This is a genomic window from Limnohabitans sp. 2KL-1, assembly GCF_003063435.1.
Lineage (GTDB): Bacteria > Pseudomonadota > Gammaproteobacteria > Burkholderiales > Burkholderiaceae_C > Limnohabitans_A.
In genome coordinates this window covers 311,506-324,732 of sequence record NZ_NESL01000003.1, presented here as the reverse complement: position 1 = coordinate 324,732, position 13,227 = coordinate 311,506, and the positions used below count along the sequence as shown (strand labels likewise).

Below are 13,227 nucleotides of genomic sequence, written 5' to 3'. Positions count from 1 at the left end.
CAAGCTGCTGACGCTGTCAGCGCGGGCGTCACTATCCCCGTGCAGACACAGGTCACTCTGGAACTGGATCTGGACGAAGCAGTGGGCAACAACCTGCGGTCCAAGCTTACGGCCGGAGGGGTTGCAGGCGTCACAGGCATCACGATCGATGACCTTGGCAACGCCAACGGTGCTCTGGGTGTGGACATCATTGATTTGCAAGGTTCCGGCCTTCTGCAGATTGATCTGCAGGACGTCCAAGAGCTCATCGATGGTGGTCTGAAGTTTTCGCTGGATGACCAGATAACTTTGCAATTGGGTGCTGATGCATACATTGAAGGCACATTCCTGAAGACCAGCTCGAGTGGCCAAGTGCTGCTGTCGAGCCTGGGCAATGGTGCAGAGGGTGTGGGGGTGGACGTGCTGGACCTGTTCGGTCAGGGCACGCTGACGATTGATGAGACCGACGCGCTTGGTTTGATCAATGCAGGCCTGAGCTTCAACACCGACGACCAAATCACGCTGGGTTTGGGTGAAGGTGCTGACATTGAAGGCACATTCCTGAAGACCAGCTCGGGTGGCCAAGTGCTGTTGTCGAGCCTGGGCAATGGCCCAGAGGGTGTGGGTGTGGACGTGCTGGACCTGTTCGGTCAGGGCACGCTGACGATTGATGAGACCGACGCGCTTGGTTTGATCAATGCAGGTCTGAGTTTTGCAGGCAACGACCAGATCACGCTGGACATTCAGTCCGAAGGCACGTACTTGGGCAGCAAACTGGCCTCTGCCGGTCTGACCCTGGGTGCCTTGGGCAACGCGCAAGACGGCGTGGGTGTGGACATCCTCGACATCGGCGGCGCTGGCACGGCTGGCGCGGTGACGATCAACGAAGCCGACGCGTTTGACTTGGTCACAGGCGGCCTGAGCTTCGCAGTCAACGACACGGTCACGCTGGACCTGCAGTCCGAAGGCACTTACTTGAGCAGCAAACTGGCTTCCGCCGGTCTGACCCTGGGTGCCTTGGGCAACGCGCAAGATGGCGTGGGCGTAGATATTCTCGACATCGGCGGCGCTGGCACGGCTGGCGCGGTGACGATCAACGAAGCCGACGTATTGGATCTGATCAATGCAGGCTTGAGTTTTGCAGGCAACGACCAGATTACGCTGGGTTTGGGTGAAGGTGCTGACATTGAAGGCACATTCCTGAAGACCAGCTCGAGTGGCCAAGTGCTGCTGTCGAGCCTGGGCAATGGTGCAGAGGGTGTGGGGGTGGACGTGCTGGACCTGTTCGGTCAGGGCACGCTGACGATTGATGAGACCGACGCGCTTGGTTTGATCAATGCAGGCCTGAGCTTCAACACCGACGACCAAATCACGCTGGGTTTGGGTGAAGGTGCTGACATTGAAGGCACATTCCTGAAGACCAGCTCGGGTGGCCAAGTGCTGTTGTCGAGCCTGGGCAATGGCCCAGAGGGTGTGGGTGTGGACGTGCTGGACCTGTTCGGTCAGGGCACGCTGACGATTGATGAGACCGACGCGCTTGGTTTGATCAATGCAGGCCTGAGCTTCAACACCAACGACCAGATCACGCTGGACATTCAGTCCGAAGGCACGTACTTGGGCAGCAAACTGGCCTCTGCCGGTCTGACCCTGGGTGCCTTGGGCAACGCGCAAGACGGCGTGGGTGTGGACATCCTCGACATCGGCGGCGCTGGCACGGCTGGCGCGGTGACGATCAACGAAGCCGACGCGTTTGACTTGGTCACAGGCGGCCTGAGCTTCGCAGTCAACGACACGGTCACGCTGGACCTGCAGTCCGAAGGCACTTACTTGAGCAGCAAACTGGCTTCCGCCGGTCTGACCCTGGGTGCCTTGGGCAACGCGCAAGATGGCGTGGGCGTAGACATTCTCGACATCGGCGGCGCTGGCACGGCTGGCGCGGTGACGATCAACGAAGCCGACGTATTGGATCTGATCAATGCAGGCTTGAGTTTTGCAGACAACGACACAGTGACGCTGGACGTTGCGGGCGACAGCACCATAGAAGGCACTTATCTGCGCAGCAACGGTGGCACGCTGACCCCGTTGTCGGGTCTGGCGGGGTTTGGAATTGACCTGTTCGATCTGGGTGGACCAACCCAACAAGTCGATCTGCGGATCACGGAAGACCAGGCCAATGCGCTTGGCGGTGCCGGACTCGGATTTGCCGCCAACGACACGGTCACACTCGACTTGAGCGTTGACGACCTGCAGGGCACCTATCTGGGCAACAAACTGTCTGCAGGCGGACTGGCGGGCGTTCCGAACATTGGCTTTGCTGACTTGGGCAACCAGTCCGGTGGTATTGGCATCGACGTGCTGGATATGTTCTCCGATGCTGCGCTCATCAGCGAAACAGACGCATTGGGTCTGATCAATGCAGGACTGAGCTTCGCAGACAACGACACGGTGACGTTGGACATTCAGTCCGAAGGCACGTACTTGGGCAGCAAACTGGCCTCTGCCGGTCTGACCCTGGGTGCCTTGGGTAACGCGCAAGACGGCGTGGGTGTGGACATCCTTGACATCGGCGGCGCTGGCACGGCTGGCGCGGTGACGATCAACGAAGCCGACGCATTTGACTTGGTCGCAGGCGGCCTGAGCTTCGCAGACAACGACACGGTCACGCTGGACCTGCAGTCCGAAGGCACTTACTTGAGCAGCAAACTGGCCTCTGCCGGTCTGACCCTGGGTGCCTTGGGCAACGCGCAAGATGGCGTGGGCGTGGACATTCTCGACATCGGCGGTGCTGAAGTGGCCGCTGTGGTGAAAATCTCTGGCGCCGACGCGCAAGCCCTGATCGACAACGGCTTGACCTTGGCCATGGGCGACATGGTCACCCTCGAGTCCCAAGTCGACGGCACCTTCCTCAACAGTCGCATGAACTATTCGTCGTGGTCGCCTCTGGGCCAGCTCAGCAGCGATATGGGCGGCGTGGGTGTTGATCTGGTCGAGATCTTCAATGGCCAGACGAAAGTGGCCGACTTTGCACTGGGCGCACTAGGCGCAGTGCGCATCGATGAGGCCGATGCGCTCGGCCTGATCAATGCGGGTTTGAACTTTGCGAACAGCGAGCAAGTGACGCTGGACGTCAACCTGCCTGCCGGCGATGTCGACGGTACTTATCTGGGTGGCAAGCTGGCCGCTGCCGGTCTGGGCATTCATACGCTGGGCCCGGTGGCACGCGACACCGACAACGACTATTTTGCCGATCAGTTTGGCTTGGGTGTGGACATCCTCGACATCGGCGGTGCTGATGTGGCCGCTGCAGTGAAGATCTCTGGCGCCGACGCGCAAGCCCTGATCGACAACGGCTTGACCTTGGCCATGGGCGACATGGTCACCCTCGAGTCCCAAGTCGACGGCACCTTCCTCAACAGCCGCATCAACTCCTGGTCGTTTAATCCTCTGGGCCATCTCAGCAGTGATATGGGCGGCGTGGGTGTTGATCAAGTGAACATCTTCAATGGCCAGACCCTGGTCGCCGACATCACGGTGGGCACCTACGGTGAACTCCAGATCGACAACAACGACGCACGGGGTCTCATCACAGCAGGCCTGAGCTTCAGCAGCTACGAACAGGTGACGCTGGATGCCACCGCCATCACCGATGGCCAGGTGCTCGGCACCTTCCTGGGCAACAACCTGCTCGGTCTGGGTGTCGACGAAGTGGTGGTCCTCAAGGAAGCCTTGTCCGGTGCCCTGACCGACCCGCAAGACCAGTGGGACGCCCCGTGGGAGTTGATTGACTCGCTGCAACCCAATCTGGGCTTCAAGGCTGCACCAACGATCAAGGTCGCGGTGGACAGCGAACCCACGCAAGACATCAACGACCCGGCGGTGCAGATGGCCGCCGAGATCCAGAGCATTGCCAACGACCTGATCAGCGCGGGTGTGCAGTTCGACACCCAAGGCAGCTTTGGCGACCTGATGGCCGCACTGACCGGGGCCGTGGGCAACGTGGACCAGGCTTTTGACTCTGCCATGTTCTCGCAGGGCTTGCAGGACATCGCTGCCATGCGGCCGACCGTGTCTGGCTTTGTGGCCCAGAGCGACGACAACGTGGTCATGTCTGATGAGCTGGCCAAGGCATTGGCCGATGCTGGCATGTTCGAAGCCGTGCCACAGGCACGGGTCGAGATTGATGGCGGTGCCAACCTGCTGCTGCTGACCCCCTTGCAGTTGCTGGCCCAGTTCGGTGTGGACAAGGTCACCAGCGAACAAGACACCCTCTACCTGCAAGTGGGCAACATTGCCAACCTGCAGGAGATGGGCCAGGCCCTGCAAGGCCTGCTCGAAGGCACGCAGAACCAGCCGCTGTTCCACAACAGCCAAGGCGATGTGGCCGACGCCGGCTTGCTGCTCGACGCCTCTCACAGCGATCTCGTCAACGGTCTGCTGTCTGCCGACGCGGTCGAAGTGCTGCAGAGCCTGCAGCAGCTGGGTATTCAGCAGCTCGACCTTGAGGTGGGCGTGGTGGCACAGACCCAGATTGCCGACGTGTCCACCCCCGTCACCGTTCTGGGTGTGGGCTACGAATCGATTGACCTGCAGAAACTGCTCGACAAACACAACGGGGCCTAATGGCAACAAGCATCACGGCGAAAGCCGCTTCAAAAGGGCAGTCCGAACTGGGCACCAAGCCCATGCAAGACCCGCCACTGCGCAAAATCCTGCTGCAGTGCCGCCAAAGCTTCATGCTCATGGTGCTCATTACCGGCATCGTCGAACTGCTCAGCGTGGCTCCCATTCTTTACATGATGAGCGTTTTCGACCGCGTCATCAGCAGCCGAAGCGAAATCACACTGGTCTCGCTCACACTGGTCATTTTGGGCTTTTATGTGTTCTGGGGCGCGCTCGAATGGATCCGCGCGCGCCTCATGGTGCGGTTGTCGCTGCGAATCGATTGGGACTTAGCGGCCGACGTCTTCGACGCCTCTTTCCGCCGCTACGTGGGCCGCAAAAACGTCAACGTCCAGCAATTGCTGGGTGACCTGCTGCACCTGCGCCAGTTCATGACCGGTGCGCCCATTTTGGCCATTGTGGCGGCACCATTTGCCGTGGTGTTCATTGTCATAGGCTGGATTTTTCACCCCTATCTGGCCTTGTTTGCGCTGGCAGCCAGTGCCTTGATGTTGGTGTTCACGTACCTCTCGCTCAAGATATCGACCCCCATCCTCAAGGAAGCCGAAGAGGCCAGCACCGAGGCCACGCGCCTGGCCACCGCCAGCCTGCGGCACGCAGAAACCACGTTGGCCATGGGCATGCTGGGTGCGGTACGCAAGCGCTGGTACGAGCAGCACCGCCAGTTTTTGACGCGGCAAGTCTTTGCCAGCGAGGCCACCGGCCTGATGGGCGGCTTCACCGACTTTTTGAGCAAGGCCATGCCATCGCTGCAAATGGCGCTGGGCGCTTGGTTGGCCATTCATGGCCTGATCACTGGCGGTATGGTCATGGTGGCCAGCCTGCTGATCAGCAAGGCCATCGCCCCGATGAACCAGCTCATTGCCAACTGGCGTCCCATCCTCAACGCCCGTCAGTCGTATGACCGGCTCAATGAACTGCTGTTGGAAGACGATGCCTACAGCAAGCAAATGCCGCTGCCCGCGCCCAAGGGCCAGCTCGAAGTCACGGCCCTGGTGGGCTTGCCGCCCGGGCACGACAAGCCGGTGCTCGCTGGTATCGAATTTGCCCTGACACCCGGTCAAGTGCTGGCCGTGGTGGGCCCCAGCGCCGCAGGCAAGAGCTCACTGGTCAAGCTGCTGCTGGGCATCTGGCGGCCACTGAGCGGTTCGGTGCGACTTGACAGCGTAGAACTGGCCGACTGGCGTCACGACGAAGTCGGCCCCCTGGTGGGCTACGTGCCCCAAGAGATCGAATTTTTTGAAGCCACGGTGGCCGAAAACATCGCCCGGCTGGGCGATGTGGACCCCGATAAGGTGGTGCAGGCCGCCACCCTGATCGGCATGCACGAGTCGATCCTGGCCTTTCCTCAGGGCTACGACACCGTGTTGGGCGAAACCGGTTTTGCCCTTTCAGGCGGACAACGCCAGCGCCTGGCCATTGCCCGCGCCATTTATGGCATGCCGCGCTATGTGGTGATGGACGAGCCCAACTCCAACCTTGACGACATCGGCGAGACCGCCCTGTTAAACACCATCGAGGCCCTCAAGGCCCAGGCCTGCACGGTGGTCATCACCACGCACCGCCCGCGCTTGGTCACGGTGGTCGACCGTATGCTGGTGCTCAAGGGCGGCAAACAAGTCGCCTTTGGCCCGGCCAAAGACATTCTGGACGCCGTGCGCAAGCTGCAAGTGGTCACCACTGCACCCGTCTCGGCAGAAGCCCCCGCTGCGTTACCCAAAGCCCCAGAGGCCGGCGCATGACCAAGCCCCCACGCCCCAACATGGCACCCCCCGCTGCCAGCGGCCTGCTGGGCCGGCTGGACCAAACCTTCTCGCGCTGGATCAATGCCTGGAACCCTTACGACCCGGCACGCCTGCAACACCGCGACCTGCAGCCCGTCGAGGTCGAAGAATCGGGCATCCGCCGCAAGGCCACGTGGATGTTTCTGGTGTTTTTTGTGTTGTTTTTGGTGTGGGCCTTCACCGCGCCGATCGACGCCGGCGTCTCGGTGCAAGGCAATGTGGTGGTCATTGGCAACCGCAAGTCTGTGCAGCACCCCTCGGGCGGCGTGGTCGAAGAAATCCTGGTCAAAGAAGGCGACGAGGTCAGGCAGGGCGACGTGCTGCTGCGCGTCAACCCGCTCAAGAGCGAAGCCGAAATGACCAGCGTGGAGTTGCAATACATCAGCCTGCTGACCTCTGAAGACCGGCTGCGCGCCGAACGCGACGGGCAGGGCAGCATCAAATGGGGCACCGAACTGGTCAAGCGCTTCAAGCCCGACGACCCCCGCGTGACCGAGGCCAAAGGCCTGCAAGTGCAACTGTTCAATTCGCGTCGTGCCGAACTGACCAGCCAGATCGCCAGCCTCAACGAGCAGCTCAACGGCCTCAACGCATCGCTGCAATCGCGGCAAATCCAGATCCGCTCTATTGAAGAAGAGACGAAGAGCACCCGCGACCTGGCCAGGGACGGCTTTGTGCCCAAGAGCCAGGCCAACGCCGCTGAGCGCCAAAAAAGCGAGCTCGACTCCAGCATTGCCAACACCCAGGCCGAAATCGCCCGCGCCCGGCTGCAGATCAGCCAGGCCCGCACCGTCTACCGCAAGGACGTGGACACCCAGCTGCAAGACATCCAGAAAAACCGCGACGCCCTGCTTAGCCGGCTCGACGCCACCAAGTTTGACCGCGACCTGGCCGAGGTGCGCGCCCCCGTCAGCGGCAATGTGATGGGGCTCAAGGTGTTCACCACCGGCGGCGTCATCACCAGCGCCCAGGTACTGATGGATGTGGTGCCCAAAGACGAGTTGCTGGCGGTGGACGCCAAGATTCCGCCCCAACTCATCGACAAGGTCAGTGTGGGCATGCAGGCCGACATGCGCTTTGTGGCCTTTAACCAAGACATGACCCCGGTGATTCCGGGCCAAGTCAAGGTGGTCAGCGCCGACCGCGTTGCCACGGCCCCCGGACAAGAAGGCGAGTTTTATGTGGCCCAGGTACAAACCACCGCCCAGGGTATCCAGCTGCTGGGCCAGCTGAGGGTGCAGCCAGGCATGCCGGTGGACGTGGTCATCAAAACAGGCGAACGCTCTTTCATGAGCTACTTGCTCAAGCCTTTGTCGGATAAACTAGCAAAAGCGTTCAAGAATTGATAAATTCTTTAAGTATGAAAAATTCGATCAAATCGATGGTCCGGACCGCCGCGACCACTGCGGTAGCCTGTGCGGCCCTGGCCGCCGCACCCCAGGCCATGGCCCGCGACTTGGTCAGCGACTATGAATCGGCGCTGACCTTTGACCCCACCTACCAAGGCGCACTGGCCGAATTCGAAGTGGGCAGCCGCAGCGTCAAGCAAGCGCGTGCGGTGTTCTTTCCAGAAGCCAACTTCAGCACCCTGCGGCTGGCCACCGACACCGGTTCTCGCACCACCCTGACCATCAGCCAGCCGCTGCTGGACATGGAACGCCTGATGGCGCTGCGCCAGGCCACCCCACGCCAGCTGCAGGCCGAGGTGGGTCTGCTCACCCGCAAACAAGACTTGGCGCTGCGCCTGGTCAAGGCCAGCAACACCATCACCCTGGCGCTGGAAAACCTGGCCCTGAATGAAGCCCGCATGGACGCCCTGAACCAGCAGGCCCTGCGCGCGCGCCGCCTGCTGGACGCAGGGCAGGGCACGATCACCGACCTGCGCGACATCGAGGTGCGCGCCAACCAGGGCCAGGCCCAGCAGCTGACGCTGCAAACCCAGCTGCACAACGCCCTGCAGCAATACCAAGCCATCACCGGCGTCTTGCCCCCCGCCAGCGACTTTGCCCTGCCGGCCAAGCACGGCAGCATGGCCCCCAGTGTGCCGCCCAACCCGGCTGACACCGCGCTCAGCGCAAGCCTGAGCGCGCGCAGCGCCCGCTATGGCCTGGAGATTGCCGAATACGAGGTCAAAAAAATCAAGGCCAGCTTTTTGCCCACTGTGAGCGGCGTGTATTCGCGCAGCCAGAGTGGCGACGTGACCAGCACCAACCAATACGTGGGCCTGGGCTTTAGCGTGCCGCTCAAGGCCGGCTCTGTGTATGGCCTGGAAGCCGCCGTTGCCGGCGTCACCCGCGCCCAACAGGCGGTGCGCGAGGCCGAGTCCAAGGTACGACTTGAGTCCGACCGCCTGAGCGCCCAGGTGGCCACCGGCACCCAGACCCTGGTGATCCAGAAGCAGGCCATTGCCGCCGCCGAACTCAGTGTGGAAGCCAACACCAAAAGCTACCAGGGTGGTGTGCGCTCGGCGGTTGACGTGCTCAACGCCATTCAAACCCTTTACCAAGTCAAGAGCGACTATGCCCAGCAGGCTGCCAGCCAAGCTGAGAGCCTGATGGCGCTGATGCTGTTGATCGATACCGAGCCACGAGAGGCGGTGGTGAATTCAAGTAATTTCATGTTTCACTTAGATAAATAGGCGAATTCAAGTATGGGTTGTGTGCGTAGGTGAGTTTCTAATGAAGCTTTATAATAGTTATAATCCAAATTTAAATAGTTCATTAGCTAATCTCGTGAATTAATTTTACCAATATTTTTTCAAATTAATTTATATTTATGAAGGCAAGATGCATGCTGTCTAATATTATTAAGGAAATTGATTTCCGATTTTTTAACGAAAATAAAATATTTAGTCCTTGGGAGATTGAGTTTAGATATTTGAATATATCGAGCTCTGGAGGAGAGGCGTACAAAGGGCTGGTTCGAGATTTTGTTACATACTGCAATCGGAACAAGTTGAAAAAGCCTAAGGCACCAATTTTTTTTCAGAAAGATCATTTCGGTGTTCATGTTTATTTCTATGGAATTACCTCAAAAGATATTATAAATATCAATCGAAAAACTAGCATTTCATTTATCGCCGAAGATAAAGATGGGACATTTGTTTATTTTTCAACTGTACCTAACTCGCCCAAGGGCGAAGAGGTGTTTGCTGTTCGTTTAAACGATAGCAGTGTTGAATTTAAAATTGAATGGGACATACTAAGTTATATTGAGGATGCAAAAATTACATCGATTCGTGGGTGGGCGTTTAATTCAAAATTACATCAAAAGCCGCTTGATGCACAGTTATTTGATAATGGTAAATTGAAAAAAGAATTCCAAGCGTCCATATTTAGAGGTGATGTTCAGGATAGCCTCGGTATGTTGGTTCCGCACTCTGGATTTGAAATTCATATTGGCATTTCGAGTGGTTTGGTTAGTCGCCAATTAATTTTGAAGGATTCAAATATTTCCCTCCTTACAAAACCGTTGATCTATGCAAGTCCTGGATATATTTCAAATTTTATTAAAAAACTTTCTAGAAAAGTGAATAAAATTGAGGCAGATAGTGCAATTGAACGTGATTATATCAATGCACTTTCTGGTTTGTTTACAGTAAATCTTTATGAGAATTTCATAAGAAAAAACTATGGGAGGTTTAATTACCAATTAGGTTCCTTTTGTTATTCAAAAAATTTGAGTGTTATTATCCCAGTCTATGATGGCTTTAGTCAAACGGTTAGATGTATTGAGTCAGTTTTGAATTCAAAGACTATATATAATTTAGAAATATTGATTGGATATGATGCTGGGCCAGATGCGCGTTTGGAAAGATTTATTGCTGAAATTTCAGATGAAAGAGTTTTGAAAATTTTTAATAAGGAAAATTTAGGGTTTGTTCAAAATGTGAATAATTTATTAAGTAATAAAACAAATAAAGATTTTTTACTTTTAAATGCAGATACTGTTGTTTCTGATCATGTAATTGATCGCTTGTATGGTATTTTAAATCAAAACAGAAATTTCGGTTCAATAAGTCCCATTAGTAATAATGCTACTATATTTACACATTCAAATTTAGATCTTACAGATTTAAATAATATTAACATTGAAATACATAATTTTGGTGAATTGGTAACTGTTCCTGTCTCTCATGGTTTTTGTATGATGATTAATGGTGATATCTATGAAAAAATTGGCGGGTTCGGAAAAGAATGGGGTAAGGGCTATGGCGAGGAAGTTGATTGGTGCTTGAAATCTGCAAATGAACTTGGTGTGTTGCATGGTTGTTATACAGGTGTGTTCGTTTATCACGAAGGTTCTGTTTCTTTCGGACAAGAGATGCGCATTGAGGGTGAGCGTCGAGCTGGTGAATTGCTTGAGAAAAAATATCCAGGCTTTAATTCCAAAATACAAAGTTATGTTTATGAGGGGGCTCTGAATCAAGCGAAGATAAATCTCGATTTGAGTATTCGTAGTTCTAAAGATACACATTTATTTATTTCGCATTCGTTTGGTGGTGGTATAGAAACCTACTTGAATACGAAATACGTTGAACTTAAAAAGTCAGGAAAAGATTATATTAACTTAAAGGTTGTGACCTTTGCGGATCTTCAATACTGGCAAGTTTCTGGCAGTTTTTACACGGACCGATATTTCGAAATAGGTGATATCGCTGGATTAATTAAGTGGTTAGAGAAAAGGAATTTAACCTCGATTAGTGTAGAGCATATGGGAAATGCATCTGCGAATGAGATTTATGAGTTACTAAAATTGCTCAATAAGTCTTATTCACTCATGTTGCATGATTTTTCCTGGGTTTGTCCCAAAATCAATTTGGTTGATCAATTAGGTCGTTATTGCAACTTGCGAGAGTCAACTACCTGCGAATTATGCGTTGAAAAAAGTAATCTTCCATCGCCAAGTGCCATATCTTTTCCAAAGCTAGGTACAGTTGCATCCCTTCGGAAAGTTTCTTACAAAATCATTAAAGGTTCTACAGTTGTTGAGGCACCTAGCATTAGTACAAGGCAAATATATTTAAAGGCATTTCCTGACATTGATGTGAAAGTTAAAGCACATCATCGTGAAAGGCCATTTAAACAGCGTGAAAAATCATATGCTAGTAGTAAGGTTGTCGCAATTTTGGGAGCTATCAGCGATGTGAAGGGGCTTTATAAATATAAAGACTTGGCTGACTATATGGAAAGAAATTATCCTAACGTTACTATAGTGTTCTTTGGGTATACATCTAATGATGAATTATTTTCTCAAAATAAAAATGTAAAGATAACTGGTAAATATTCAGGTAGGGAAGATCTTTTAAAATTAATTGATATATATGATCCCTCAATATGTTTGCATTTCTCAATATGGCCTGAGACATTTAGTTATACTCTGAGTGAAAGTCTTTCGTTAGGTTTGTATCCTTTTTATTTTAAAATTGGTGCTGTCAACGATCGCCTAACTAAATGCAAACTTGGGCAAGGTTTCTCTGTTGATGAAGATGTCAGTTTAGTTGCCAAAGCGATTTATGATTTTATCAAATGATGAAATTTTATATTGATAGATGTGATACAACAGTTGCTGGCTGGATTTTTGACGAAGAGTCATCAGAAAATATCCGTGTTGAAGTTCAAGTGAATGGTAATTTTAATCAGAGCGCAGTTGCTAATTTATATCGCAAAGACCTTCTAGATGCAGGGTATAAGCCAGACTGCGGCTTTTCCTGTGATCTTATTTTAGATGGCTTAGATTTTAAATCGCCAATAGATATTAAGATATTTGCGATTTATTCTACAAATATGTGTATTTGCTTGCACTCTGTTTTTGTAAATTTAATTGCTAAGCAAACAATGGACCCTAGTGGGTGGATTTTTTTATCTAATGACAGCAATAGAATACAAGATTACGCAACTGGCGTCTTAAAAAAAACTGCTTTAGAGATTGAAGCCTCAGCTAAATTTATATCATCCTACTTTGAATTCCTTGATGGTAAATCTATTCCTAATTCATTTTTGGTAATTCCTGATAAGTGTGTAGCTTGCAATGATTTAAGATATGAAAAGTTAGAGATAACTGATGATAGGCCGGTTATTTTATTTCGAGATGCATTACTGAAACTTGGATATAACCGCATCGATTATTTATTAGACTATTTATCGACTAATCCAGGATCGTACTTTCTTAAGACGGATACACATCTGTCTGCTCAGGGGTGTGTAAAATTATTGGATAGACTATCAAAATCATATCCGGATCATTTTTCAAGTGAAGTCTCGTTTAATTTGATATTAAATGAGAATTTCGTTGGTGACTTGGGTAATAAATATACCCCACATATTTCTGAGGTTGTTCAAGTATTTCAGGGATGCGACAGGCGTGATTTAATCATTTGTGACGATCCTGTTGAGCTTTTAATACAACAAGGTAAGAACCTCACAGGTTCCAAAGTTCATTTGAAGAAGGGTAATGGATCAAAGCGATTATTATTATTTGGTACGTCTAGTGCTTATTATTTGATCTTCTATTTGATAGAGTTTTTTGATGAAGTCTATTTCCGTTGGGGGATTCCAAGCGTAACTGATTTTAATGATTTCAAACCTACTTTCGTACTTTTTGTTATTCCAGAAAGATTCATTCCAATTTAAAAGGGTTTTATGAATGATGTTTTTTTGTTTGCTGAAGATTTGGCTGTTACAAAAAAAATTTAAGTCGTCGCTCCTGCAAAATCCCTGAAACCCGCATGAATGCTGATGGTCTAGGGTGAATCTGGATGGTTAGAACTCTCAAATAGATATCC

General features: G+C 52.6%; 6 protein-coding genes. All 6 read left to right on the top strand.

Annotated features, from left to right (window positions below; all coding sequences use genetic code 11):
* Positions 1-39 precede the first annotated feature (39 nt).
* The 6 genes from B9Z47_RS09655 (at position 40) to B9Z47_RS18365 (ending at position 13,075) form a co-directional block, all read left to right on the top strand.
* A complete protein-coding gene (locus B9Z47_RS09655; protein WP_108331023.1) occupies positions 40-4,599 on the top strand; it encodes a hypothetical protein in 4,560 nt (1,519 codons plus the stop codon).
* Positions 4,599-6,401, top strand: coding sequence for a type I secretion system permease/ATPase (locus B9Z47_RS09650; RefSeq protein ID WP_108331022.1), 1,803 nt, complete (start codon positions 4,599-4,601; stop codon positions 6,399-6,401). The genes B9Z47_RS09655 and B9Z47_RS09650 overlap by 1 nt, the downstream gene beginning before the upstream one ends.
* Entirely contained in the window at positions 6,398-7,789 is a 1,392-nt protein-coding gene (locus tag B9Z47_RS09645) for an HlyD family type I secretion periplasmic adaptor subunit (protein ID WP_108331021.1), read from the top strand. Before B9Z47_RS09650 ends, B9Z47_RS09645 begins: the two co-directional genes overlap by 4 nt.
* A gap of 14 nt (positions 7,790-7,803) precedes the next feature.
* Positions 7,804-9,081, top strand: a complete 1,278-nt coding sequence (locus B9Z47_RS09640) for a TolC family protein (RefSeq protein WP_108331020.1) — start codon at positions 7,804-7,806, stop codon at positions 9,079-9,081.
* Between the two features lie 152 nt (positions 9,082-9,233).
* Positions 9,234-11,975 (top strand): glycosyltransferase, encoded by a 2,742-nt coding sequence (locus tag B9Z47_RS09635; RefSeq protein WP_158271664.1) that lies wholly within the window; start codon positions 9,234-9,236, stop codon positions 11,973-11,975.
* Entirely contained in the window at positions 11,975-13,075 is a 1,101-nt protein-coding gene (locus B9Z47_RS18365; protein ID WP_146185778.1) for a hypothetical protein, read from the top strand. Before B9Z47_RS09635 ends, B9Z47_RS18365 begins: the two co-directional genes overlap by 1 nt.
* Positions 13,076-13,227 lie beyond the last annotated feature (152 nt).

Excerpts from the sequence above, each read along its gene's own strand:
- B9Z47_RS18365 (WP_146185778.1), top strand. The coding sequence starts at position 11,975 with ATGAAATTTTATATTGATAGATGTGATACAACAGTTGCTGGCTGGATT.
- B9Z47_RS09635 (WP_158271664.1), top strand. The coding sequence starts at position 9,234 with ATGCTGTCTAATATTATTAAGGAAATTGATTTCCGATTTTTTAACGAA.
- B9Z47_RS09640 (WP_108331020.1), top strand. The coding sequence starts at position 7,804 with ATGAAAAATTCGATCAAATCGATGGTCCGGACCGCCGCGACCACTGCG.
- B9Z47_RS09645 (WP_108331021.1), top strand. The coding sequence starts at position 6,398 with ATGACCAAGCCCCCACGCCCCAACATGGCACCCCCCGCTGCCAGCGGC.
- B9Z47_RS09650 (WP_108331022.1), top strand. The coding sequence starts at position 4,599 with ATGGCAACAAGCATCACGGCGAAAGCCGCTTCAAAAGGGCAGTCCGAA.